The sequence below is a fragment of the Enterococcus sp. BWR-S5 genome (assembly GCF_016745255.1).
Classification (GTDB): Bacteria; Bacillota; Bacilli; order Lactobacillales; family Enterococcaceae; genus Enterococcus_L.
This window is the reverse complement of the sequence record NZ_JADOEQ010000015.1, coordinates 62283-86989: the sequence shown is the minus strand read 5'-3', so window position 1 is coordinate 86989 and position 24707 is coordinate 62283. Positions and strand designations below refer to the sequence as shown.

Genomic DNA, 24707 nt, shown 5'->3' with positions numbered 1-24707 from the left:
GCAATCAACGCAGGAAACCAACCCTATCCAGTAAAATTAGGACTGGGAGAATCGCTGATAGAATAGCAAGAAACACAAAAATACCAATCATAAACTTCTTTCCGAACTGGTCATCTACTGTCGAAATAATCTGCTCTCTGTTTTGAGGATTGTAGCGCAGCTCCGTCGTCGTTCCCACCGGAAGCCCTTTTTTCTGACCAATTGGGATTTTTCGAAAGTAAATCAACTGATTGACTTGAAACTCTTTTTGATAGGTTTTTCCTTCCAATGTATATTCAATCAAAGATACCCTGCCATAGTTTTCCCTGGCTTTATATGCTCGATTACGAATCACCGTTCCAAAGACCCGTTCTGTCAAGCGCCCTTCTATTCTCTTTTTCCATTGATAAAAAAGAAGAGCAAGAATACAGAATGTAGCCATTGGAGCCACACTCAATACAAGACTTATCATTTTTCATCGTCCCATCCATAATTCTATTTATAACAGCCTTTGATACTGACTAAATCTCGCTCACTACTCATTATCCCATGAAATCCTATAAAGGAACATCTTATTTTACATAACATAAAAAACAGGCGTAACGTCTAAGCGCTACACCTGCTTCGATACCAATTCCTAACCAATGGATTTTTTATATTTTCTAATTTTCTTGATTGCCCAATCATAATGACTGGCTGTAGTAGAAACAAAGTAACTGCCCAATGTAGAACCGCCAACCCAAGGGAAAACCTTTTTAGCAAATAGCTCTTCATTTGAAAAGCCTTCTGCTAACTTCATCACCTTATCGTGACTTTCTTTAAGAAGAGATAATGCTTCATCGTAAGAACCATCCTTATGCTTTTCCACAAATTCTACATTCATCGCGCCATAGCTTTTCCAATTGTAGCCTTCCTTAAGAAACTGCTTGGTTTCGCCCTTTTGATTTGCCTCCACCCAATCCAGTAACAACTGCTGCCATTCATACAAATGAATCAGAACATCATGAATATTTTTGTCTCTCTGCCAATGATCGCCCTTCTCCTTATCTATATCAAAAGAAAATGTACCATTCAGCTGTTCAACGGATAATGAATCCAACAGTCCCATCAATTTTTCATAGTTCGTACTTGCTGCTTGGATAAGGTCCTCTTTCGTCGTTGGTCTTGCCATTTTAACTCTCTCCTTTTCAGGTTGATGTACAACCAATACTTATTTGATATCTAAACTATAAACGCTGACGTAAGGTACGAGTCAACAGATATTTTCATTTTTTTTAGATACTAGTAAATTGGCAAATCTTTTCCTCACTGCATCGCTATGTTATATCGCCTGATAAGCAACAAAACTCCGGCCAACTACCAGTCAAAAGCAGCTATCTTTCTTAGCCTCTAGCCTCTAGCCTCTGAAAGAATCTGCTCTCTCACATCTATCAAAGCAAACCCCAGTAGATTTTCACCTCTCCATAGCAACGGATTTGTAATAATCGGATCATTTTCTGCAAGGCCAACACCCCAAATGGCATCTACAGGACTCGCCTCTACAAGAATGTCATTTCCGGTTGCTAGTAAGTAATGCCTGAGTTCGTTATCTTGCATAAACTTTAAATAATTTCCCTTTGTAACAATCTCACGCTTTTTCGCATCCCACGTTGCCTGCTCAAAGTCCTTTATCTGTCGCCCAAAATGCTTTATCTCTTTAGGCTCCTCTGACGTAATAATCCTTGCGTGAAGCTCTAAATCACCAAACAGCTTGGCCTTTTCAGACATCATATATTGTTCTGTACTTATATATTCATTTTCACCATCCGAAAATCGACATTTCCACCATTGACTCAGGCAGCTCTTTGTTATGTAGCCATCCTTCGATTTTTGATGTCCCCAGAAAAAGAGAAAGGACATATCCGATTTTTCTTTATACATTTCTTGAACCTTATCCATTGTCCACATCATTTTATTTTCTCCGCTTTCTATTTTTTTCAGCACAGCCGCATTAATCTATGCCTTCATTTATTACTTCTTTCTTAGCTCTACCAACGCCTGAGCTCTTTCCGGATATTCATGAATATATAAGTCAAACGCCGTTTCACAGTCCGTTCCATCCAGTAAGCAAAACACAGGATATGAAATCTGCTCTGTAAAATGTGCGATTTGCTGCAGCTCACTCGGAATAAACATCTCTTCATTACTGCCCCAGCTTTTACCCAAATGAACAATCGCCCAGAGGTCTGCAATAACTGCCTTCTCCAGCCGTTCCTTTTGAAAGCAGTCAGCTAATACATAGATTAGCTGAATCACTTCATGAAAAGCTGTTTCTAAATGCTGCTCTCCCCTAAATTGTCTTAACGACCGCACAAATCCACTCTCCCATAACGGGTTTTCTATATCCTCATTTCTTGACGAATGGAAAGACAATCTTCGTTTAGCTTCTTCTTTATCCATGTCATAGCTCCTCTTTTTTATCAGTCAAAAGATACTCTCTCCACTTTCAGCCGTTGATTCCATCTCAAAACAAAAACTTTTAGCTTTCATTCTATTCGTGCTTTCTTACCATTCTTCTTCCGTCAAATTACGAACAAAGCTTTCAAAGTCTTTTGCCAAAAATGTTATTTTGTAACCCATCTCCTGATCGATATGCACGACGGCAGGGGTATCCTGTGTACCATGGATTTTGTAATCTAGAAAAATCATATCATGCCCGGCAGAAGGACAATCACAAATGGCAATACCAATATCAGGGTAGCCCCACTCCTCTAGCCAAAAGCGACTCCCAAAATCACCTAGCAGTGCATTTGAGCCTGTAAGTCCAATGTTCAGAAAACCTTCAATCGCCACACCATTTTCCGACCAGCTTGTTGGTGTTTTCGTTCTGAAACTATCCTTCAACGGCATTCCGCCATTTTGCTTTTTCATAAAGGAGATATACATTTCCGGTAATCTATACCCTAAGGCTGCTTCTATCTGCGCAATATCCGCTGCCCCAAACTCGTTGCCCTCATAAGTTTTCTTTGCATAATCAGAAACCTTCCAAAATGCGCTAAAATCAAAATCTGCCCAACGCTCTTCCATCATCTCTTTCCCCATTCGTCACACTCTCTTTTCTCTTAAGTATTTGCTTTACAAAAGACACGTCCACTTCCAGCTGAACATTTTGTTACATCTTAAAAAAACTGGTTGAAACCTCATCACTGGATAGTACTGCTACCGGACCGTCAAATCCTTCCAGCTCTTCAAAATGACCCATAGAATCCTCCCAGTCCTGATAAAACCATATCGTTAGAATGTCATCGCTAAAGCCTAGAATATAATGAATTTTCTTGTCCGTCATTAAAGTCAGTCGATTATTCATGCACCGTATATAAACCATGCCTAGCTGATACTGCTCCGCTACGGTTAACTCTTGATCCAGCCAATCAATGATTCTCAGCTCTGTACCGGAAAATTCATAGCCGACTTCATTCCCAAAGCTTTTCTTTATCGACGCTTTGAAATCCACGCTGGAGGTAACAGACTTCTCCCACGCCAGTTCATCCTCTTCCTCACCAAATATAAGACTGAAGCAACCGTGAATACTCTTGATTTTAATAGAAAAGAACTGCTCTAATTGCTCTAAACTAAATGCAAAAGTATTCGTTAAACCGCTTAAGTCCTTTCCGCTCATCTTTTCATTCCATAATTTGTTGGCTCTCATTTTCTATCGCCCCTAACTCTTTTTCAACACGTTACACTAATTCCCTTATCGTTATGTAACAGCTCTTCTATCAAGTAACTTGAGAAGATTCACATTTTCGAATCCCTTATCCCATGCTTGACTGCCAAACGAATAATCACATATAAAACAAATGCACCCGCACCATAATAAATAAGCTCAAAAAAGATACTCACTGTAAACGCCCCTTTCATTCTTCCTGGTGATAAACACTTTTTAGAATCTCTTATTGGTTCCCTTCTACCATCATAACCTCTGCCCAGTCCAACTGCTTGATATTCCACAAGAGAAACGCTTCATAAAAATCTTTTTCTTGCTTCACTGTATTTGAAGCTGCTTCAAGCTTCAACAATTCCAACACTTCCAGCCAGTCTGCCTTGCTGAATACATTATCAAAACAAACATCAACAGTTGTCTGCACTTCCAATGTAATCGGATGAACTATTGGATATACTTTACGTAAATGGGGCACAAGAAGCCTGGCATAATCGGTTTGATAAATTCGTAGAAACTCAGTCTGAGATTCCTCGTAAAAATCATAAATAAAATTATAGTCTGCCTTTTTGCAAGGCATGAAATCTAGAAAGATTACTTCATTCTCCTCGCTATAGCAACGTATAGCCTTTATTTTTCGACTCATTTTCCCACCTCACTTCAAGCCTTAATCTATGTGATGATTTTTTGCAGCAGCTCTGCTTTACCATCACTTTTCTTCTTACATTTCCCTTATCTTTTCAGTTCGTTCCACCTTTTTACAAACCAGGATTTCAACACTCCGAAATTATCCCAAAGTAGATATCCCAACAAAAGAACCAGATTAGGCAGCCACCAAGCATACAGAAAACCTCCTAAAAACTGAAAGAGATACTCTTCGGATGTCGTTGTAGACATAAACCCAACCATCATCGCGAATGGATTGACAAAAACTGACAATACACCACTAAGATAATAATAGATTTTCAAACCTCGTCCATTTTGAGAATAGCCAAATAGCTTGGTGGATAAAAAGGCAGTTACCTGTATCTTTATTACAGTTCGTATGACCGCCGCAAGCCCAACTCCACCAAGAAAAAAATAATCCGTCCCCCATGGATAACTACTCTCTACTATGAGTATTACTAAAATAGGGGTTATCATTATCTCTGTGAGTAAATCAAATACGCCTATCCCTACAGCTTTAAAAACTTTTCCCATCATTTGCTCCTTTTTATGCCAATAATTAACTCTCCAACACTTTGACTATCGATTCGATCATTGTCTCGCTATCCTTTTTAAACAGAATAGTTACTGTGTCAATAATATTTCTTCATTCATCACTTAACCAAATACTGCGAACATTTTCTATTATCTATCTCACTCACTTAGAAATTACTGTCTTATTTCTCACTTCTTTTTTCCAGTTTAAATTAGACGACTATTAGTAGCAAGAGTATCTTTCAAGATAAATAAAAATAGCCAGACCTGTAAATGGCTACAACCTAAAATAAACCGAAATATACTGAAAATGATTTCTCGCATTTTCAATATATTTCGGTTTTGTTGCCCTCGTTTATTCCTTTCAATGAACAAAGAAAAATGACAACTAAATTCTTGCATCACTTCAATGTTCTGTTCTTCACTTCTTATCCAACCGGTTTCTTCGAAAAGCTTGTGAAAATCCCCAGCCCAGTTACAAGTATCTGAATAACCGAACCAATCACAATGCCAAATAAGTCATAAATCCAGCCGATAATTCTCGGCACAGGGAAACCCGAAGAGAGGCTGTCTGTCTGGTACAAGACAAAGATCAATACCGCACCGATGAACCACAGGCTGCAAAAGAATAGCTGTGCCCATTTAATTTCCCGTTTTACTCTATTTTCCACTCTGTTATTGTCTCCTTTTTCAATCAACGGCTTTACAGCCATCGTGTCATTCCTTATCTGGCTCTGATACATCAACCACTGAGGCCAACACTTCTTTCATTTCTTCTTCATTATTTTCTCGCCAGACTGCTGAGGTCCACGCTACGCGCTGAACGAAATGTCCGTTTTCCGAAGCCAACAAGTCATAGATATAGAAAATCTCCAAGCCATCCATTTCCCCTGAAAAAATTTCTCGTTGGCCTGTCCAACCATTTTCTTCAATTGCTTCAAAGGAACTTTCTTCCGTTACCGTATCTACTAGCTCAGTCACCGCAGCTACGGAAAGAAACTCATCGAAATCCTCATAGTACTCTTCCGGTTCACTGAGAACCATCAGATACATATCTCTTTTTGTATTCTCAATTGCCAAGTCTGCATAATCGTTGACTTCTTCCGGATCAATTTCTTTCCAACCGTCTAAAAGGCTCAGCTCAAAATCACCGTTATCTGTTTTAATTACGGTTGTTTTTCCCGCCTCAGCTTCGGTTTCCGTTGTGCCCACAGAGCTCGATGCTGTATTCTGGGTGGACTCTTTCGTTGCTCCTTCTTCTATTTTATTTCCACAACCACTCAAAATAACTGTTGCTAAAAATATCGTGCTGATTACTGCAATACTCTTTTTCATTAACTATTCTCTCCTTAAACTATCTTTTTGCTATTAATTTTCAGCTGACTCTACACACCAAATGTTTATCTTCATTGCTCTTCCTAATTCTTGCAGCCTCTGCCATTTTGATTTTGGTATAATAAACAGGTTATAACAATCACCATTCACATCCCAAATAACAAGTAAGTACTCTGTTTTTTTCAAGAAAGAATCGATTACTTTTATTGCATCCTGTCCACATTCATCATTCAGAAATTTAATGTCATCTAAGACTATCGGGTATTTCTTATTTATAATCCCGGGCTTTAAACTCCAAAGAATTTCATTTCCTTCTTCTTTCCAATCTATATAGCCGCCAAAGTCATATGGACTGTCAACATTGGAGCCGGTGAGTATAAACGCAGTGATGATATCCGGCTGGTGTTCCGGTGAAAAATCATACTCGTATAACCATTCGCCAAATTGCTGTTCAAATCCAGATGGATCATCTACCAAATGATGGATTGCTTCTATTGCCTCTGCATTGTTTTCAGTCAAAAGCCTTGTAATTTCTATCAATCCACTATAATCGATCTTAACTTCTACTTCTTGCTCTACGTTAGTATCTATTTCTTCTGATTTCTTTTTTTTGAAAAATTTAAACAAGTTCATTTTTGCTCCCCCTATTGATGCTGCGTTCTTTCTAATGACCTCAGTGTAAATCATTCTTACTACCGAACGCAATAGGCGGTCTGCCTCTTAAGTAACATTGCTGCTAAAACATGTAATAGTGGATTCAATAAACTATATATCTACTTCCAATACATTCTTCCTAGTTTGGCTCAACCTGTATATCTCTTCCCTTTATTGATTGCTGCAATTCTCTTTTCCATAACCCTTGCTCTCCTAAAAATGTTGTTATAGAAAGAAGGCCTGCGTCTCTTTTTCTTTTGCATCTGATAACACGGCAAGCTCCCTATCAATTAATGCTTCGATATCTTTCCTTATTTGATTACTCCATGTCTCCGCTAAAGAGCAGCCGCATAATTCCATACTTCTCCGTAATGAATGATGGACAAGTTCCCCATTCTCTATTCGATGTGGAGAAAACTCGAAAATATATTGATAGGTGTTCACCTCTAACTGCGTTTCTGTTAAGGTGCCCCATGAAAAAAAAGGATACCTCTCTTTAAACAGCTCTGCCAACACAGTGCCGTAAAATTGAATCTCTTCTGTCTCTATTTCCAAGTAAAAATTTGTTTCTGCTGTTGTTTTCAACTGTTGATTTTTTTCTACTACCAAAGCTCCCCTAGCCAATGTAGGAAAACCTACGTGAAAATAAACATGTATCTCCATTTCGTTTCTCCAATCCCTTTTCTTTTTCTAGCAGTTCACACTACACAGTCCCTTACTTGGTCTAAAAATATCTAACATTTTTTCCCTTTTATATCCCTCTTCTACTCTTTCTCCTCATAATTCATTTTTGCAATTTTTCCATCTGACTATTCTTCCATTTTCGGCTTAGTGAAACAGCTAGAATGACAAACAATGTAATCCAACTCAGATAAAAACTACCTTTTTGAATCAATGTTCCTTCATACCAAAGAGTTAACCTTCCTGAACCAGATACCTTGACTTGAACAAACCCGTGCATATCCGCTTCCTTAAATTTCTCTGCATCTTCGACCTCACTTACTGTTCCTTCTCCCTCGAATCGAACTTGATATCCCTTGTAATAAATCAGAGGGAAAATCAACTTGGCTGGTCCCTCCGTTACTACATCCAACGAAAAAACATTTTTACTTCGAGACATATTAGCTGTTTGTACAACATCTGAAGGTTCTGACAATAAACCTGTCGGACTCGCCCAACTGCTCATATTGCTAGGTAAGTATTCCTTGCCATAACCAATTTGTGTTTCCCCGTCAACCTCATTCAGCGTAACTTGCCCGCCTCTTCGTGCTTCAAATTCAGTTAAGCGGATTTGCCCCGTCAAATTGACAATTAGCACACTAACGACAAGAACAGCTACCACTACTCGTTGTCCTAACTGATTTGAAAACAAACGATTATAGTTGTCAGCCATTATCCAACAAACACAAAAAGTTACAAAAATGAAATAGCGCCAAGGAAACTGTATGGCATTAAGGGTTGTTCCATGAAACAGCCAGTGAGGAAAATAGCTGGTGGCCAGAAAGAAAAAGGTTACCGCCAGAATCAACAGCTGACTATCCGTTTTTTCCAATCGACGAAACAAGCACAACCAGAGAACCAACAAACACAAAATAGGAAGACCTATATTGTTAAAACCAATATTTTGAATCGCTGTACGCACATATTCTCCGATGGTTTCTGCCTGACGTTGGAGATAGAAAACCGGCTCATCCTGAACTCGAAGGCGTTGAAACAACAATTGTTCAATCATCGGTAGTAAAGAATTGGCTACTAGCAGCAAGGTAACTCCTACCGCTTTTACTATTGCTAAAAACCGCCTTTTTTCCTGCCAAACACCCCGAATATTTAACAATAGAAAGCCACTGCTAAACAGTATCATCATCCCTGCACTTAATAGATGTGCATAAAACAACAAGCTCATTCCAATCGCCAAAGTCAACCAATGGCGCTCATTTCCCTTAATCACTTGATAAAGTCCTACAAATGCAATTGGCAGGATCATTAACGCCAAGTATTCTCCGACTGCTGCCCGATAAATTAAATCTGACATTCGATAAGAGGCCATCCCGTATAAAAAAGCAAACAGCAAACTCTTATGACTATTTTTAACAATCACATGAAAGCTATGATAAGCAATCACAAAAGTAACCCAATTGACCAACAACACAAACCAAAGATAGCTTTGAGCCAAAGTCAGACCTGCTACTCGAAGAAGCGCCGCTGGATACAGCAACAAATCCGGATAAAAAATCCCTGTTGCATACCCCATCCCACCGGTTATAAAGTAATTAATTCTCGGAAACCACGTTCCTTGTTGAATCGACTGGCTCAGCCCTTCGATTCGCGCTAAGTGAAACCCCAAGTCATCCCCATAAAAAAACTGATTGTTGTGAATCAACACCCCATAGACACTACCTATACTCAAAATCAAAAATAGAAGATAAATTAGTATTAGGGGCGGTTTTTTCCACCAAGATTGAACTCGATAAACAAAACGAGCTCGCTGATTTGTGTTTTGCATGTATTTCCTTCTTTCTTAAGGTTGGGACGAAATAGCCCCCAAGCTTTTTGGTTGCTTAAAACCGATCAATCGCAGGGTGCAGAAGCAGGTCAGCATAGCTGACCACTTCAGCTCAAATGAGCGATGATTCCTCTCTTAACGAATCTATCGTGAATAGAATTATCAATTTCATTCTTCTGAAAGATCCGTCAGATTAAAATATATTTCCCGCAACTGACCCGCGGCATCATAATATACCTGAATGGACTTCTGCAGCCCTTTATTTTCTTTTGCTTTATCCACATTTTCCTGAATAACCACCGTCTGTTGCGCCAAAGTATCATCGACTTCCTGGTGCTTATCCATAAACGTTTCCCATACTTTATCTTCTGAGTCAAAGCTCAAGTTCTTTGCCACCCGTGGAACCAGTTCTGGTATGGCTTCGTACAAGCCAGCAGTTCCGGAGCTAGACACATCTTGAAGCAGCAGCGTTTGATCGGCTAAAATCACTCGTTTGCTCTCTTCTTCTATTGTGTAAGTCAATGAAAATTCGACAACCACTTCTATAGATTCTTCACCATATTGTTGCTGGATATGATAATTTACCTGCTGATCACTGACGATAACCTCACAAGCTTCTCCCAGCAATTGTTTACCACTTAGATACGCTGTAGATGCAAGCTGTGTTTTCAATGTTTCGTAGTTTTTTGGTAAGGACAGATTGAACTTTTCTGTTAAAATTTCCTGTGCTTCCGCCTCATTCGCCAGATTTGTATAATCATAGTTGCCAAAGGTTCCTGTTCTTTCTCCATGCCAGGTAACCTGTTGTTCAGCTTCTGTAAATGGCGATTGCTCTGCCTTTAAAGCTGTACATCCTGCCAGCAAGAAAAAACCTATTAACGCTCCTATGTATCGACAGTATTTATTCATTCAATAATCGTATCCTTCCTTCATATTCCTTAGCATCATTTCTTTTTTCCACTTGTTACTATCTTTTCGTGAAAGCTTTTCACGTGTATTTATTTTTCACTGGCAGGTATATTCAAGGTGTAACTAGTTTGTTCACTTTCAAGAGCAGTATCCAATTTTAAAGTTGTCGCTTCCTCGGATATGAGCTTGTATAGCACGATACCTTCCCCTTCTTTTCCAGGCTCCACCATCTGACTTCCGGAATCCAAAAGTTCTGTTAGTTCATAAGATACAGCGTCTTTTGATAAAGTACCCTTTTTCAACAATTCACCTTCTTGAATAAGCTGAATTTTCTCCTCCCAACTATTTGCTGCTATAGCCTCATCTCCACTATTTTTCAAACTATAGCGTAATACCAACAAGGAAGTTCCCTCCTCACCTACTGTTGTTGCCAACCCATTAATTGTTACCTCATAGTTTGAGGTCTGGAATCGAATGGCTTCTTCTGATTCCACGGTCGCTGTTTGAGCCGACTCTTCATCAAAACCGGTTTCCTTCACTGTCTCAATAGAGGCATCAATAGTCTTCACTCGGTCCTCATAATTTGTATCATCAGCTGAATAATACAAAATTTGTAGAATCCCATGCTCAGAAAAAATGCAATAATAATGTGCCCATTTTTTTGCCCCGTTAAATTGAGTTTGGAAAGTAAATTTATACGCCACACTATCATTCACTGTGTATTCCTTCATATAAACATCCTCTGGGTTTGAATAACCATTTTTTTGAGCCAACTCTTTTCGAGTCGTTTCGCCAAAATTCTCTTGCTCTGCACTCTCTTTTGGAAAAATTAGAACACTCATCCCTGATTTACTTCGAGTATCTTCTGCTCCAAAAACTGCTAAGCGTCCATACACTTCTTCATAATTGGTAATTGCCTTCCAATTTGCCGGCAGCTGAAAGGTATAGGTCACACCTTGTCCTGATACTTCCTGTTCTTCTTTATCCAAGGTCTCCTGCTGACACCCTGACATTCCTATTAATAACAGCAATAGACAGGGAAGCCACTTTAACAATTTCCAATGCTCATTTGCTTGTCCCGATGTGCTATATCGATTCTTCATCTGATATTCTTCCTTTCCTGTCTCTCTTTTTTAAATAAACCAGATACCCACTAAATACCAACAGACATCCGCCAAATAAGACGGCTCCGACCTTAAATCCCTCCGGCTGGTATCGAAGCACTAGCATGTGACTCCCTTCCGGTATTGACACACTAATTAATGCCTCTTTAAAAGCTGTAATAGGGATTTCTTCTCCATCTAATTCAGCCTTCCAACCACTATCAAAAGGAATAGTGGTCACTAAAACACCAGATTCATCTAAGTCAATTGTTGCTTGCGCCTGCCCCTTTTCCACCATAAACTCTACACCGCGTGTTTGGATAGCTTCCACTGAGTTTTTAAAAACTTGGGTGTCTAGAAGAAGAACATCCGGTTTCAATAATCGAATGACAGAAGCACCTTGGAAAGTGACTGATACATCAATTGACTCCGCCTCTTCTGTATAGCCCAGATTGTAATATTGATTCACTTTTTTCATTTCATAGGTACGACTGATTCCATTCACTGTAACAGTCGCTTTAGCACTGGTCATCATAGCAATATCTTCCGCATAAAGACTAAGATATACTTGGGAATGCGCCGGTGCAGAAACCGTCCAATCAATTGTCATTTCCTTATCTGGCTGTTCTGCGGAATAATAGACAAAATCGCCTTCTTCTTCAATTTGAACATTCTCCGATGCTTTTATCTTAGGTTCAGTAAAACGTACATAGGTATCTGATTGCTGAGATAGATATTGAATCAATGCTGTCTGATTCTCTGCCACGCCCTCTTCATAAATCCCTTCATCCGTCATCATGCCCAACGGCAAAGCATACTGGTTTTCATAGAGACTGTATTCTCCTTGTTCTCCAACCTTCTCAAATCCAAATTTTAACGGGTCTTCTTTGGCAAGATTGTACTTAATACCAAATAGACTATCCATAAACAATGTGTTATTTTGATATTCAATCGTTAAATTTGTTCCCTCAGATCGAAAGCCCATCTGATTTAAATAGCTTAATGCTCGACGGTTACGGATGGAGGAGAATTGTGAAATACCACTATAACCAAAATTAAAGCTTTCATTGATACTCATCCAATCCAGATTAGCCATTCGGAAAAATCCACTACCCTCTTCCTCAGCTTGACCTACCAACGTTTCCAACTCTTCATAAGAATCAGAGTAGACATTTCTAAGCGGGTAATTCCAATCCTTCTTCACGCCTTGCAGCATGGCTTCCGTATTCACTCCGGCCTCCACCAGACCTCCGAAAAGGAGCAGGAAAACGAACAAAGATCGCCATCGTAATCCTCCAACGTCCTTAATCATTCCCATGAGTAAGAGGAAGTACACCACTAGAAAAAAGAAGGTAGAAAATACATTTTCTCGAGTCAGATAATCATAGCGTTTAGGGTCTGCTAATAAAAAGGCAGCAAGAAACACCAATACAAGCCCTATTGCCACATTCAACAATGTATCCACCTTCTGCTCTTCCAACTGCTCCATTCCTCGTTGAGCTAAAATCAGCAGGAAAAAAGAATATAGGAAGCTAAAGCGAAACAGCAGCATATTTGGAGCGTGAAAGCCATGCCAAAATAAATTCAAAGGATATATATAGATGCTTAGCACCAAAAGTAACAGCATGCCCCCTGATAACCACTTTCTTCGCTTGGAAATTCCTTTAGAAAAAAAGTATAGGCAAGCAAGCAGCAACGGCAATATACCCACATACAGAAAAGGTGCTGCTTCAAATTTTGCTGTATCATAAACACCAACCATGCTTTTAACGACCACATCCCACGCACCAGTATCCGGAGTCCAAAATTGTGTCAGCTCAGTTAAAGCTTCACCATTATTTCGTAAATCCAATACAGTAGGCAGAATGGTTATCATAGACGCTCCTCCTGCTAAAAAGGACGTAATCAGATACATAGGGACCGTGCCGCCAAATTCTTTTCTATCTGTATATAAGCGACCCATAAAATATAGAAAGGAAAAAACACCAATCATAAAGGCCATATAAAAATTTGAAAGAAAAAGCAGCAGATAGCTGATAAACAACAATAGTGGTTTTCTTTTTTCTTGTATTCGATGAATCCCTAAAATAATTAACGGCAGATAGATTAGCGCATCCAACCACATCATCATCGGCGAATACGCCACCGAAAAGCTCATCAATGCATAGCTCACACTAAACGTAGTATTCAGCCACCGCGAAAGCTTCGTAGTCTGATGACTGAATATCCAGAAGCTTCCGCCGGCTGCGCCGAATTTCAGCAACGTAATCAGATACATGATATCGGGAATTTGAGCCTTCTCAACCAGAGCTACTAAAAAGGTAAATAGACTGTTGATGTAATAGGCAGAAAGTGCCCAATAATTTCCTCCAAGCGCCCCAGACCAAGTGTAGAAAAAGCTCTCTTTCCCTAATAAGACATCATGGTAACTGGCATAGAAATTTGCTAACTGGGGGAACGCATCGCTGGCCAGCATCGTTCTGGCACTGTTCCAGTAAATGCCTTCTTTGGCGTATAATAAAGCCATTATTAGGATAGGAAGCAACACACTTAGTAAAAGGGGCAGCCCATATCGGCGTACGGCTTAACTGAATGAAATGTTTCGTTTGTTCATAAAGTTCCTCACTTATTTCTATTTTTATGTTTCTATATTTTTTAACTATATAAATCCTGTAAAAGATTCATTGCACGAAAAGTGCCTTTTGCCCATAGCAGAAGCAAAAGGGGTAGTTGAATAACTCTCATTCTTTAATGGGATTTATATAGCTATTATGTATTTGATTTAATCTTTCTTTATTTCTACTTACCTTTGGACAAGCTATACATTGCCTAGTCGATTGAGTGGAAAGTAGCGGTAAACGACGATACCTTCAATCTGTTTATCCTCTATCAACCCTAGTTTCCTACTGTCTGTTGAATGATTTCGATTGTCCCCTAAAACAAAATAGTGATTCGCCGGAATTTCATCTAAGCCGTAGAGTGCTCTAGCCACTTCTTCATTCACCCAAATTTTCAATGTACTATCCGGCAGGTCTTCTCCAGTCAAAAATTGATTACTCTTTATAGTTTGATCCGTTTCTGCCAGTTGACTGTTAATATACAGCGTGTTGTTATCTAACCAAATGCGATCACCCGGCAAGCCAATCACTCGTTTCACGTAAGAAGAAGCATCTTTTGCCTGAGGATCAAAGACAATTAGGTCATATCGGTTAGGAGACTTGTTTTTAAACACTAGCAACCGATCTCGATCTGCTAAAGTCGGCATCATTGATTGTCCGTCTACCTGATGAGGACGTAGGGCAACTAAGAACCCTATACCACCTAACATAAGCAGCCAAAAACACACTTGCCCAACAAGCCGATAGGTTCTCAAAAGCTTTTTCTCCATCCGTCTTTGTTCTATTTTTTTATTTTTTCCAGGGCCTCTTCTTTTATGTTTTGATGAAGAGCCATATCCATTCATTGACTTTTTTTTAGTTGTCTTCATGTCTCTTCCATTCTTTCTTTTCTTGTTCCCTTTACTGATATTAAAATCTAGTTAATCGATGAAAGGGGAGCCAGCGCAGTTCAACAACACCAATAATATTTTTCTTTTTAATGAAACCAAATGTACGACTGTCAGAGGCATAAGACCGATTATCCCCTAAAACAAAATATTCTTCTTCAGAAAGAGTATCTTTGCCAATTGCCTCAAATAACGTAAAATCCTCTGTGAAAACTATTCCATTGGTCTTTGCTCGAGCTTTCTCCTCTTCAAGGAACCGCTCAACGACTTCCTGATCATTAATAATCAATTGATCGTCTCGATAACTAAGCTGTTCACCCGGCAGCCCAATGATTCGCCGAATTCCGGTAGCCCCAGTTTCAGGCTCACGATAATAAACCAAAGAAAAACGACGGATAGTACCTAACTTGTTTACAAAAAATCTCTCCTTATCCATCACTGTAGGCATCATAGAGTAGCCTTCAGCCTTTGGTAACGAAAAAACAAAGGCTTGGATAAGTACGACCAAGAAGGAAAAAATGAACAAAGTAATAATCAGCTCTTTGCCTACTTTTCTGACAGGACTCTGTTGCTTTTTCTTACTCTTTTTCCGTTCCAGCCTTTTCGGATACTTCTTTTTTGCGATTCCGCTTTGTGAAGTTATCGTCTTCTCATCCAAAGAAACTGCAGCTATCTTTTTAACATTCCTTCGTTTCTTTCCATTTGATTCCCTTTTTGAGTAGTTTTTCGGCAATGGTTCTCTTCTAATTTTCTTGGTCTTTTTCTTTCCAATCATTCTTCCATCCTTAGGCTACTTCTTTTGCACTAAAGCAGACTCATTAATTCCAAAATTTTTGAAAATCGTTTGCTGTTCTGTTTGAAGGCGTTCAATGTCATCCAAAAAATCAGTCAATAGTTCTCCCTGATTCAAGCTCTCAGCACTTTGACTATCAAGATTTAATCCAAACTCCATAGCCCGATTATAGTAGCGGCGCAATAACTGCTGACCATCTTTAGTCAAAGCATTAGATGGTGTTTGACTCGTATAAGAAACCAGCATTTCCAACATTTCTCGCAGCTTCCCATGTACTTTTACTGCATCAGCGCCTTCTTGAATACTCATCAGTTCTTTTTCAACTTCGTCAATCAGAAAGTAGCTTTGAACAATAATTTCTCCGTCATTTGTATCTAAGTTAGTCAGCTGGTAATATCGACTGTACCCGCTGCCGCCGGAAAAAATCAGCAGCAACAAGAAGAACAATCCGCTACGTTTTAACTGACGACTATACCGCTTTTTCAAGCTGCGACAATGTTTCTGCCAACGCTTGCGTTTCTTTTTTTGTTTTGGGCGATTCTGCTGCTGCTTTCTATATTGCTTACGCTGTAGAAGTCCCAGTAATAGAAAACCCACACTTAAACAACCAAAAAGGATAGCTCCTGATAACAGACCGATAAACAGCCAATCCAATACACTCATACTTTCTATCCTCCTGTTAGTTTCTGTTGCTTCTTCTTTTTTCTATTTGGCAGTATTTCTATCTTCAGCTTTTTATTCATCGTATTTGTCAACTTCTGATGTTTGTATCTCTTTTTCTGTTTTGGATGTTCCTGCTGCCATTTTCTATCCTCTATCACTTGCAAGAGCCAGTTAATCAGATACTTCACACCTGAACATCCAAAAAAAATCATTTCCATCATCAAGGTGGTAATCAGTTCAATGAGTATATCCATATTCCCTAACTCCCTTTTGCCAAAGTTGATTCCTTTTTTTATTTCTCCATTCAACTGGTTCAGCTATCTTTTCCAGCCTTCTTTTTTAATTGTTTTCGTGCCTTACGTTGTTTCTGCTTATGCCGCTTATTCAATCCATGTACCAGCACAAACAAAAGAATTAGAACAAGCAACACTCCGACAACTATTCCAGCGATTAACAACCAATTGATGCCTCGTTCCTGTACCAGAGATACATCCTGTTTGTTATACTTTTCTGCTTCTTCATCGGTGATTTCAAAATCCTGTGTCCACTCCCACTTTCGCTCTCCACTAGTAACAAGGACATGGCCAGTGTACGTTCCGGGAACCATTTCATCTCCGTTCATCGTCAAAGGAAAATCAATCATTGAATTAGGTGCCATACGCATATCTGCTTTTTTGGTGTCGTATAGGATCTCATCCGACCCTTTTTTCATCACTTGGAAATCCACTGTCATACCAGACATAAAACCCATTTCCGTGTTGGAAAAATTGACAAAAAAAGCATTTCTGTAATTCGCTAAGTCTACATAAATTCGATTAAATGTGATTTCCGGTTCAACGACACTATCTGATTCACTAAGCAGCATACCGACTAAAAATGCATAATCATTAATAATCCCTGTTTGTGATTCTCTCGCTTTCTTTGTTTCCTCCGTCAGCACTACCTCTAATTGAATGCCCCCCGCAATGTATCCGTCAAAATGTTCTTCCGGCATAGCAATAGCCAGCTCTAACATTTTTGTTTCTCCGGGTGCTAAGGTCACTGTTTCAGGTCCAGTTACAATCGTTTCAAAGTCATAACGCAATGAAGCATCCTTCTCTATTGCAGCGGGTCCATACTCTAATACTCCGTTGGCATTGGTTTTGGCACCACTTAGAGAAACACCGACTGTCACTGCGGTTTGTTCTGAAGGGTTGTTCAATTCAATTTGCACAACCTGTTGTTGCCCTGGTGTCATCCGTAAATCAAAGTATCCGGCCTCACTAGCTTGATTTTCTGGAAGGATTACCTTATACGTAAAGGTTCCTGAATCAAGGGGATCACTCTGACTTTCTTCTGCATAGCTGGTTAATGGATGCAGCAGCGAAAAAATACCCAGACAAATTATGTAAATAATTAAATTCATTTCTTTTCTTTTTCTATGTTTCAACTGATTGTCTCCCCTTATTTATTATTTAGTTTCTTATCACTTTATAAGATAACTTTTTATTGAACAGTAATAGATTTCTTTATGTATAAATCCCATTAAAGAAAGTTATTCAACAATCTCTTTTGCCTCTACTATTGGCAAAAAGCACTTTTTGTGCAATGAATCTTTTAAAGGATTTATATAAACAGAACAAGGAGCCGGCCTGTTAAAAGCCAGCAGCCTTGTTCCCTTCTACCCATTTCAGTTCACTAATTTTACATACGTAGCTTTAGTGCTTAAGGCTGTGGTACATCAGACATTGTCCACGTAATGCCGCCTTTGTATTTTGCATTGTAAACTGCTTTGTTTTCTGCCATTGGAATAGCTAGCTTGATAGATTTCGCTGAACCGCCTTCAGCTTCACCCAACTCATATTTTCCGTAGTACAAGCTATAGTACCCGTATCCAACTTCATCATCTGCAGGTGTAGAGTTATCCAACATCGTTGTCTTCGCTCCTAATTGAACAACCGCTCCGTTTTTCAGTCCTGCTGTTGGTGCAGTCGAATCATCTGTCAAATGTCGTGTATTCAATCCTGGATTGTTATACGTCAAGCTTACTCCGTTCAATTTTGCTTCTTTTCCATTCACACTTGCTGTGAACTCTGTAGTCAATTCAGCTTGGATTTGATAAGCATGTCCAACTTGTTGGCGGACATCTTCAAAGTTAACGAAGTTGGCATTTTCCATTGTCACGCCTGCTTCATTTGTACCTACCCATGATTTTGCCCAATAGGTTTCGTTCCCTGTATTTGTCATGTTTTCATGCTTACCAAAATCTAGATCACTTACATAAGAAATCCCAAAACCTTTAGCATCTGAAGTGACTCCGCCACCGCCTGAAGATGTAGGTAATGGATCAGTTCCACTTCCGCTTCCCGGGTTTGTTTCAGTAGTTGATGTTGTCGTCGAGGTAAATTCGATTTCCGCTCCACCTTCAACTCCTACTCCGTCATCGGCCTTTGTACTATTTGGTAGAACGACTGCAAACCCAACTGCTGCAAGTAAAGCAGCTCCGCATAATTTGTGTGTAAATTTCATGTGTGTTTCCTCCTAAGTTTGTTTGTGTTTTTTATGGCAACTCGGCTAATATCCAAGTTAACACCGTGGAATAATTCCCCGAAACTAAATCATTTGTTTTCGGGATGGTCAAATTGACCGCTGTGTTTCGATAAAGTTGTTGATTTTCATAGGCAGCATCCGTTAACGGATTACCTGCTGTATCAGTAATTGCTTCAAGAGTGTCTACTTGACCAAGTGAGTTGGCAGAGGAAGCACCAAAGTTGATACTCCAAGTCCCCATACCTTGCCCTTCGCCGGCGCTAGCTAACGGATAGCTTTCACCGATGTTGTTCATTTGAATCGTTTCTTTAGAAACTGTAGGTGCTAAAGAAGCGTCCTTTTTAGAGTTTGTCCAAGAAGAGTCAAAGGAAATGACACTTCCTTTTAACTGCACACCACTCTTTGATTCATGAACAAATTGGCTTTCCTGACGGACCATCAGTGTCCAGCCAGTGTTAGTGTCTCGATAATCGGACACTTGAACAAAGTGACCACTTGGATCAGCATCATGAAATAGCTGTGCTGTTGCGGATGAACGAATCTCTGTTCCGCTGTTGGTCAGCTCGCTCGTTTCAAAAGTCAGCTGAGGTGCAAAATCAATCCGTAATGGCCCTTCTGTTTTTGCGACTTCACCAGGATCTGTCGGCTTTTGTGTTTCTGGGTGCAAAACGCCAAGATTAGGGTCTGACTCAGAGAACTGAACCGATGCGGCACCAGACACTTCTTCTCCACAGGCTACAGTATTTCCTACAACGAATAAGAGTGGCAAACCGAAAACAAATCCCAGCATGTATTTTTTACTCATCCTCTCGCCTCTCTTTCCTTCTTCCGCTTCCATATGTAGAAGAAGAGTGCTAGTACGATGAGTAGTCCACCACTAATGGATAGGCTAGTTTTCACTAGTTCTCCTGTTGATGGGTACTTGCTTCCCGCTGGCTTGGATACTGAACCGTCTCCTGTAGTTTGACCGCCTGTCACTCCTGACAATGAATTGCCGCCACCGTTTGATGAACCGCCAATACTGTTAGAACCCGAAGTATTCGAGCTGTCACTTGAGTTTGTAGAGCTTGTATCACTGCTATCTGTACTGGAGCTGCTGGTCTCTGTGGTGTCTGTCAGTCGAATTTGTCCCTTGGTTGAGACAACGCCACCAGTCGCTTCCACATATCCCAGCCCTCCACCTAATGTGTATCCCACAAGTAGAAAGGAAACAACTGGAAGAAGATAGCTTGCTAGTCTCTTTTTCATTGATTTCTTCCTTTCTTATGGTTCATAGGTATCTGAGAGTGTATACTTGATTGTTGCTTGATATTTTGTCAGCTTCTTCACCTTTGCTGCAGGTGCCTCAAACTTGAACCCATCACTATCCTTAGTTGATCCCCAGGTCTCACTAACATCAAAGGTTCCAAACGTCCCAGCATCATTAGCCATCATTATTTGTTTCTCTGTACTTAAAACAAATTCCGACTGACCGCTGCGCTTGTAGCGAATAGCATCAGGAATAGTCACGCTGCCATCTAAGCTTGTTAACGGCTCTGACAGCTCAGCTTTTAACGTCCAGTTTTTCGTCGTGTCTGCTCGAGTATCTGAGATTATCAATGAACCAGTTACATCCGGGGCATCTTCACGCAGGCTTCCTCCCCATGCAGTCGCAGTGTTGTGGAGACCGAAATCTACTGTTGGCACAGAAATGATTTCCAGTAAGCCTTTAAAACGCAGATAGTATGTTGCCCCATCTCCATTATTTAATTCAACCAGAACAGAATCTGTTGTTAGCTTCGCTGTTTTATCTTCTAAATAGTAATCTTCTTTTTCATACCCCTTTAATAGAATAGTCTCTATTGCAGCGACTACTTGAGCATTGGTCTTAATAGCAGTATTTTTCCCAACGATTTGATTAGCCAGTGTCACACCTGCCGCCTGAAGCTGATTGCCTTCTACATCATATAGAGTCGCAAAATTCCAATCGACAAAGGATACTTTAATATCTTCTGTACGATAATAGACTGTCGTATCTGGTGTATTAGGTAAATCCACTTCCTTGGTCGGGGTTGCTCCTCTGGTCCAAATAGATACTGGAACTTTCACTGCTTCTGTTGCAGTATAATCATTCGGATTAGGATCACAGGCATTTAAGTTTGTTACATCACCAATCAACTGATAATTTGGATTGTTTTCATCAATCTTTTCACCAGTTGAAATCTTATAAGCAGTGTAAACATGAATACCATCTTTAGAGAATTCCGAGTTCGGATAATCCTCTCCGGAAATATCTTTAGATACATCCCATGGCATAGAAATTGGTTCCAAATCATACACATAGTCATCAATTGGTTCATAACGAGAAACAAATACTGATATGGCTACTTCCTTATACTCTTCTCCATAGTTCAGTTTGAAGGTCAACGGATAAACACCAAATTCTGTCGCTGCTTTAATATCAGCCAGTTGTTCGGCATCAATCTCAATCCCTTCATTTTCCGGAAGAGACAGGATACTTTCACCTGTATCTAAATCCCAGGCAGTCAAGTTGGCATACTTATCGGAGTTTCTTAGGCTTTCATCAGTCAAATTAACCAGCTCATCCAAAGTAATCGCAAAGTTATAAGCAGCTAAAGCCCCTTCCTTATTCACTACTGTATGGCTATCAATCTTATTGACAATTCTAGAGGTAGAAGTTGTTTGTCTCTGAGAATCTGTAATGAAGTAAGTGACTCGATTCGGGCCAACCTTTCCATTGTTATCAAATCCTAATGCCTCCCAGTCAATTGTGTTTGTCAACGCATTGGGATTTCGGTTGATTTTCTCAAACAGCAACGATTCACTAGAACTATTTTCTTCAATATCATATGAGTCGAATACTTTAATAGCTTTAATACTATTTTTACTTCCGTCTTTCTCTCCAGATATCAGTAAATTATCTAGCTCATCTTGGTTTAAATTAGGTAATAGTTCAAGATCAATAATTAGCCCACTAGGCGCTTTTATTGCCGGTGAGTAATCATTAGCAATATTTAATTTTCCATACAGCCCATTTTTGTGTGTACTATCGCTTTTTTCAATCACATCAATTGGTATAGTTAGATAATCCGAGCCTTTAGAATCAAAATTACCACCAATATAAATTGATTTATCATCAGAAAAATTTAACGTAAATGCTAATTCGCCATCGCTCTTGATAATATTTGCATTTTCAAACTTAAAGTCTTTATTCAAAAATGCATAAAACTGACCACCAACATCAGAATATTTATCAAACTGATCAATTACTTGTTGCACATAACCTACAATAACAAAGCCTCTTGAGGATGGCTTTAGATCCATTTGTGTTCCTTCTGGATAGCTACTACCATACTTTTCATTAACATCAGAAGAAGTAATATCGGTTGGTTCCATTGCCAACTTTATAGTTGATATATTGCCATCCTTCATTACATTTATATTCGTTCGTCCACTATTTGGTTGATGAATAAAATAGAGAGCCCCTGAATCAGAAATCTCAGTTAAAACATTGACTTTCCCCTTTTCCTCATCTTGCTTGTATACGCCTTGAATCTCTTTAGTTCCCTTATCCCAAACAGCTAAATATTCACTATTACCAGATGCATTTACAGATATAATCTTCCCTACATAGTAATCATCATATTCATATAAACTGATATCAGCTATTGGAGCTATTTCACTCGAAAACGCCAATTCAATATCTTCAATAAATGTTCCATCAGAATTGAATTTTTTGAACTTTGCACTGTTCGAACTTGGGGAATTTCGATAATGCCAAAAATACGTTCCATTCGCATTTTCAGAAAAACTTACGTAATAGCTAGTCCCTTCACCTGATGCATCATTAGAAATCAACTCTCGACTAACATAATTCAAATCAGAAGTGAACTCAAAAAAATATGATTCTGAATAGTTAGTAGATACACTGACTGCCTGAGTACTGTATGGAAGTATATAGTTCCCGTTGCTTTTTTTCAGAAGTGGAACTCCTTCGTTTATGATAGCCGCTGGAATCCCTGAATTATTTGGAACTTGAAGTCTAGCTAGTTCATTCCCTGACGAGTCTCTCTTCACAACCCAAACATCATCTAAATATTTACTTTCAACAATAATCGGATATGACATCTCATATTCAATAGTGATGATATCTCCATTATCTAAGACAGAACCAACCCATGACTTATTCCAATATGGTGTTGATATACCACCTACGAATTGTTTGTAAACATTCAGCACTTCATCTGTACTTTGTACGTACCCTTCAAAGTTTGAATCATTCAATAGTTTGGGTTCAAAAAGACTAGTAGAATCATAAGGGAGCTGATATTCATTAGTTGTTCCTCGATCAATTACAACAGGTGTATCTGATCCATCATCTGGCTTCGCTTCAATTTTTTGAACTTGATTATTGTAAAAAAACAATATCAGTCCACATAAAATAACTACACTCACTAGAATAAACTTTTTAATATTTTTCATATTTTTCCTCCTTTCTTTCATAAAAGCAATTTAGCTTTTATCTATTGTTGTCTAAAAAACCATCCCTCCTTTTGTTTACTAAAAAAATACTGAAAGATTACTTTATCCATCCCACGATTTCTAATTCTAAATCCCCACCCAAAGTTCTCTTTCATATTACCGATAAAATAAGTATCTATAATTATTTGATTCTTAATCGCAAGTGTGACGAACATGCGACTACTAAATGAGCTATTATATAAGCCATTGTTTAGATATAGCTATAATATTAAAATCTAAATGTTTACTTAATTTTTCTGAAATAATCAATAGTCATCAGACCTCTTATTTCCCTATCTGAATACTTCTGAGTCATTTTTAGAGGTATACTTATCTCTTTCACATCTCTTAATAAAACAGCTTGTTACACCTCCGCATAATTCATGTTTATCATGTAGCCCTTTGTCCGAACTGTTTTGATATAGTTCGGATCAAGAGAGTCGTTTTCCAACTTCTCACGAATATGGAAAATGATATTCGCTACTCTGTAGGATTGATTTTTATAAGGCTTGTTCCAAAGACATTCGTAGATTTCCTTATATGTAAAGGCTTGTCCGGGATTGCTAAACAAGAGCTTGACTGCTTTGTACTCTAATTTAGTCAAATCTATCTCTTTTATCTCGTCATCATCTGTGGAAATGCACAAGCTGTGATTGATAATATTCAATTCTATTTTTTTACTGCTCTTCTCCTGCAACCTTGTGCTATGTATATCCTGCTCTTTTAGCTGCAGCATTTTTTGTCTACTGAAACTGTTCTTTATTAGAAGTAATGGCTCCATAGGAAAATAGTCTATGTCAAAAACATTGTCTACACCTAACTGAAAATACACTTGTCGATCAATCGTCGTCGATTTATTGGAAAGAATCCAAATAAATGCGTCGCTCTCTCTTCGGACGGTTAGGATGAGTTCACAAATCGAGCTGACAGAATGATTCTCTGTTTCTTCTATAAAGATTCCATCAAATTTGTGATTTTTTTGAAACAATTGCTCTTCTGATAAAGGGTTTAGCATGAATCCTTTTTTCTCAAACTCCGTAATCACTCGTTCAGAAAATTTTTCTGAAGATACAATACCTAACTGATACATAATGCTCCTCCTTAATAGTATTTTTTGGTGCATCCTATTTGTTTTTTTCGTAAAGCATAGTACAATTATTTCGAAAACTTACTAAGATAAAATGCTTTTTTTTCGTGTTACTCTATCAAATAGGAAGAATACCCATAAATGTTGTTATACCTTGTTTTCCAGCCTCTTCCGACCAGAATCATGACGGCGTAACGTCTGGAAAAAAGAGACCTACGGCAGGTCC

26 protein-coding genes are annotated in these 24707 nt (G+C 38.9%); all 26 read right to left on the bottom strand.

Annotated elements, in window-relative coordinates; all coding sequences use genetic code 11:
• Positions 1-4: 4 nt before the first annotated feature.
• Complete coding sequence (locus tag IW510_RS16400) at positions 5-451, bottom strand: DUF3592 domain-containing protein (RefSeq protein ID WP_202061499.1); 447 nt, start codon at positions 449-451, stop codon at positions 5-7.
• 165 nt (positions 452-616) lie between these two features.
• Positions 617-1150 carry a ClbS/DfsB family four-helix bundle protein gene (locus IW510_RS16395; RefSeq protein WP_202061497.1) on the bottom strand — a complete coding sequence of 178 codons (534 nt, stop codon included), beginning with the start codon at positions 1148-1150 and terminating at the stop codon, positions 617-619.
• 218 nt (positions 1151-1368) lie between these two features.
• Complete coding sequence (locus tag IW510_RS16390; RefSeq protein WP_202061495.1) at positions 1369-1929, bottom strand: NADAR family protein; 561 nt, start codon at positions 1927-1929, stop codon at positions 1369-1371.
• Between the two features lie 60 nt (positions 1930-1989).
• On the bottom strand, positions 1990-2418 hold the full coding sequence (locus IW510_RS16385; protein WP_202061493.1) for a hypothetical protein: 429 nt from the start codon (positions 2416-2418) through the stop codon (positions 1990-1992).
• A 105-nt stretch (positions 2419-2523) separates the two neighbouring features.
• Positions 2524-3060 carry an SMI1/KNR4 family protein gene (locus IW510_RS16380; protein ID WP_236674783.1) on the bottom strand — a complete coding sequence of 179 codons (537 nt, stop codon included), beginning with the start codon at positions 3058-3060 and terminating at the stop codon, positions 2524-2526.
• A gap of 70 nt (positions 3061-3130) precedes the next feature.
• On the bottom strand, positions 3131-3667 hold the full coding sequence (locus IW510_RS16375; RefSeq protein WP_202061491.1) for a hypothetical protein: 537 nt from the start codon (positions 3665-3667) through the stop codon (positions 3131-3133).
• Between the two features lie 244 nt (positions 3668-3911).
• Complete coding sequence (locus IW510_RS16370; RefSeq protein WP_202061489.1) at positions 3912-4325, bottom strand: hypothetical protein; 414 nt, start codon at positions 4323-4325, stop codon at positions 3912-3914.
• Positions 4326-4411: 86 nt separating this feature from the next.
• The gene (locus IW510_RS16365; protein WP_202061487.1) at positions 4412-4882 is read right to left on the bottom strand and encodes a hypothetical protein; all 471 of its coding nucleotides are present in this window, start codon (positions 4880-4882) and stop codon (positions 4412-4414) included.
• Positions 4883-5307: 425 nt separating this feature from the next.
• Positions 5308-5592, bottom strand: coding sequence for a hypothetical protein (locus IW510_RS16360; protein ID WP_202061485.1), 285 nt, complete (start codon positions 5590-5592; stop codon positions 5308-5310).
• Positions 5593-5596: 4 nt separating this feature from the next.
• Positions 5597-6214 carry a hypothetical protein gene (locus IW510_RS16355; protein WP_202061483.1) on the bottom strand — a complete coding sequence of 206 codons (618 nt, stop codon included), beginning with the start codon at positions 6212-6214 and terminating at the stop codon, positions 5597-5599.
• A gap of 33 nt (positions 6215-6247) precedes the next feature.
• Entirely contained in the window at positions 6248-6847 is a 600-nt protein-coding gene (locus IW510_RS16350) for a DUF6630 family protein (RefSeq protein ID WP_202061481.1), read from the bottom strand.
• A gap of 246 nt (positions 6848-7093) precedes the next feature.
• Positions 7094-7531, bottom strand: a complete 438-nt coding sequence (locus IW510_RS16345) for a hypothetical protein (RefSeq protein ID WP_202061479.1) — start codon at positions 7529-7531, stop codon at positions 7094-7096.
• Between the two features lie 121 nt (positions 7532-7652).
• Positions 7653-9371 carry a hypothetical protein gene (locus IW510_RS16340; RefSeq protein ID WP_202061478.1) on the bottom strand — a complete coding sequence of 573 codons (1719 nt, stop codon included), beginning with the start codon at positions 9369-9371 and terminating at the stop codon, positions 7653-7655.
• Positions 9372-9539: 168 nt separating this feature from the next.
• Positions 9540-10280 (bottom strand): hypothetical protein, encoded by a 741-nt coding sequence (locus IW510_RS16335; protein WP_202061477.1) that lies wholly within the window; start codon positions 10278-10280, stop codon positions 9540-9542.
• A gap of 89 nt (positions 10281-10369) precedes the next feature.
• On the bottom strand, positions 10370-11383 hold the full coding sequence (locus IW510_RS16330) for a DUF5067 domain-containing protein (protein ID WP_202061476.1): 1014 nt from the start codon (positions 11381-11383) through the stop codon (positions 10370-10372).
• The gene (locus IW510_RS16325; RefSeq protein ID WP_330932667.1) at positions 11367-13931 is read right to left on the bottom strand and encodes a YfhO family protein; all 2565 of its coding nucleotides are present in this window, start codon (positions 13929-13931) and stop codon (positions 11367-11369) included. The genes IW510_RS16330 and IW510_RS16325 overlap by 17 nt, the downstream gene beginning before the upstream one ends.
• A 270-nt stretch (positions 13932-14201) precedes the next feature.
• A complete protein-coding gene (gene lepB, locus IW510_RS16320) occupies positions 14202-14756 on the bottom strand; it encodes a signal peptidase I (protein ID WP_236674782.1) in 555 nt (184 codons plus the stop codon).
• A gap of 154 nt (positions 14757-14910) precedes the next feature.
• Entirely contained in the window at positions 14911-15663 is a 753-nt protein-coding gene (gene lepB / locus IW510_RS16315; RefSeq protein ID WP_202061472.1) for a signal peptidase I, read from the bottom strand.
• A 15-nt stretch (positions 15664-15678) separates the two neighbouring features.
• On the bottom strand, positions 15679-16344 hold the full coding sequence (locus tag IW510_RS16310; RefSeq protein WP_202061471.1) for a YccF domain-containing protein: 666 nt from the start codon (positions 16342-16344) through the stop codon (positions 15679-15681).
• Between the two features lie 5 nt (positions 16345-16349).
• Entirely contained in the window at positions 16350-16598 is a 249-nt protein-coding gene (locus IW510_RS16305) for a hypothetical protein (RefSeq protein ID WP_202061470.1), read from the bottom strand.
• A 59-nt stretch (positions 16599-16657) separates the two neighbouring features.
• On the bottom strand, positions 16658-17773 hold the full coding sequence (locus tag IW510_RS16300) for a DUF916 and DUF3324 domain-containing protein (protein WP_236674781.1): 1116 nt from the start codon (positions 17771-17773) through the stop codon (positions 16658-16660).
• 275 nt (positions 17774-18048) lie between these two features.
• Entirely contained in the window at positions 18049-18852 is an 804-nt protein-coding gene (locus tag IW510_RS16295) for a WxL domain-containing protein (protein ID WP_202061469.1), read from the bottom strand.
• 31 nt (positions 18853-18883) lie between these two features.
• Positions 18884-19678 (bottom strand): WxL domain-containing protein, encoded by a 795-nt coding sequence (locus IW510_RS16290; RefSeq protein WP_202061468.1) that lies wholly within the window; start codon positions 19676-19678, stop codon positions 18884-18886.
• Positions 19675-20121: an LPXTG cell wall anchor domain-containing protein gene (locus tag IW510_RS16285; protein WP_202061467.1), complete on the bottom strand. Its 447-nt coding sequence runs from the start codon at positions 20119-20121 to the stop codon at positions 19675-19677. The genes IW510_RS16290 and IW510_RS16285 overlap by 4 nt, the downstream gene beginning before the upstream one ends.
• Before the next feature lie 15 nt (positions 20122-20136).
• The gene (locus tag IW510_RS16280) at positions 20137-23355 is read right to left on the bottom strand and encodes a WxL domain-containing protein (RefSeq protein WP_202061465.1); all 3219 of its coding nucleotides are present in this window, start codon (positions 23353-23355) and stop codon (positions 20137-20139) included.
• A gap of 403 nt (positions 23356-23758) precedes the next feature.
• Positions 23759-24484 carry a DNA-binding response regulator gene (locus IW510_RS16275; RefSeq protein ID WP_202061464.1) on the bottom strand — a complete coding sequence of 242 codons (726 nt, stop codon included), beginning with the start codon at positions 24482-24484 and terminating at the stop codon, positions 23759-23761.
• Between the last annotated feature and the right edge of the window lie 223 nt (positions 24485-24707).

Bases quoted from the DNA above. Each gene is read 5' to 3' on its own strand.
- lepB (WP_202061472.1), bottom strand. From the start codon at position 15,663: ATGATTGGAAAGAAAAAGACCAAGAAAATTAGAAGAGAACCATTGCCG.
- IW510_RS16345 (WP_202061479.1), bottom strand. From the start codon at position 7,531: ATGGAGATACATGTTTATTTTCACGTAGGTTTTCCTACATTGGCTAGG.
- IW510_RS16400 (WP_202061499.1), bottom strand. From the start codon at position 451: ATGATAAGTCTTGTATTGAGTGTGGCTCCAATGGCTACATTCTGTATT.
- IW510_RS16335 (WP_202061477.1), bottom strand. From the start codon at position 10,280: ATGAATAAATACTGTCGATACATAGGAGCGTTAATAGGTTTTTTCTTG.
- IW510_RS16350 (WP_202061481.1), bottom strand. From the start codon at position 6,847: ATGAACTTGTTTAAATTTTTCAAAAAAAAGAAATCAGAAGAAATAGAT.
- IW510_RS16340 (WP_202061478.1), bottom strand. From the start codon at position 9,371: ATGCAAAACACAAATCAGCGAGCTCGTTTTGTTTATCGAGTTCAATCT.
- IW510_RS16290 (WP_202061468.1), bottom strand. From the start codon at position 19,678: ATGAGTAAAAAATACATGCTGGGATTTGTTTTCGGTTTGCCACTCTTA.
- IW510_RS16280 (WP_202061465.1), bottom strand. From the start codon at position 23,355: ATGAAAAATATTAAAAAGTTTATTCTAGTGAGTGTAGTTATTTTATGT.
- IW510_RS16370 (WP_202061489.1), bottom strand. From the start codon at position 4,325: ATGAGTCGAAAAATAAAGGCTATACGTTGCTATAGCGAGGAGAATGAA.
- IW510_RS16390 (WP_202061495.1), bottom strand. From the start codon at position 1,929: ATGATGTGGACAATGGATAAGGTTCAAGAAATGTATAAAGAAAAATCG.
- IW510_RS16285 (WP_202061467.1), bottom strand. From the start codon at position 20,121: ATGAAAAAGAGACTAGCAAGCTATCTTCTTCCAGTTGTTTCCTTTCTA.
- IW510_RS16360 (WP_202061485.1), bottom strand. From the start codon at position 5,592: ATGGCTGTAAAGCCGTTGATTGAAAAAGGAGACAATAACAGAGTGGAA.
- IW510_RS16355 (WP_202061483.1), bottom strand. From the start codon at position 6,214: ATGAAAAAGAGTATTGCAGTAATCAGCACGATATTTTTAGCAACAGTT.
- IW510_RS16385 (WP_202061493.1), bottom strand. From the start codon at position 2,418: ATGGATAAAGAAGAAGCTAAACGAAGATTGTCTTTCCATTCGTCAAGA.
- IW510_RS16275 (WP_202061464.1), bottom strand. From the start codon at position 24,484: ATGTATCAGTTAGGTATTGTATCTTCAGAAAAATTTTCTGAACGAGTG.
- IW510_RS16330 (WP_202061476.1), bottom strand. From the start codon at position 11,383: ATGAAGAATCGATATAGCACATCGGGACAAGCAAATGAGCATTGGAAA.
- IW510_RS16380 (WP_236674783.1), bottom strand. From the start codon at position 3,060: ATGGGGAAAGAGATGATGGAAGAGCGTTGGGCAGATTTTGATTTTAGC.
- IW510_RS16395 (WP_202061497.1), bottom strand. From the start codon at position 1,150: ATGGCAAGACCAACGACGAAAGAGGACCTTATCCAAGCAGCAAGTACG.
- IW510_RS16365 (WP_202061487.1), bottom strand. From the start codon at position 4,882: ATGATGGGAAAAGTTTTTAAAGCTGTAGGGATAGGCGTATTTGATTTA.
- IW510_RS16375 (WP_202061491.1), bottom strand. From the start codon at position 3,667: ATGAGAGCCAACAAATTATGGAATGAAAAGATGAGCGGAAAGGACTTA.
- IW510_RS16295 (WP_202061469.1), bottom strand. From the start codon at position 18,852: ATGAAATTTACACACAAATTATGCGGAGCTGCTTTACTTGCAGCAGTT.
- IW510_RS16305 (WP_202061470.1), bottom strand. From the start codon at position 16,598: ATGGATATACTCATTGAACTGATTACCACCTTGATGATGGAAATGATT.
- IW510_RS16310 (WP_202061471.1), bottom strand. From the start codon at position 16,344: ATGAGTGTATTGGATTGGCTGTTTATCGGTCTGTTATCAGGAGCTATC.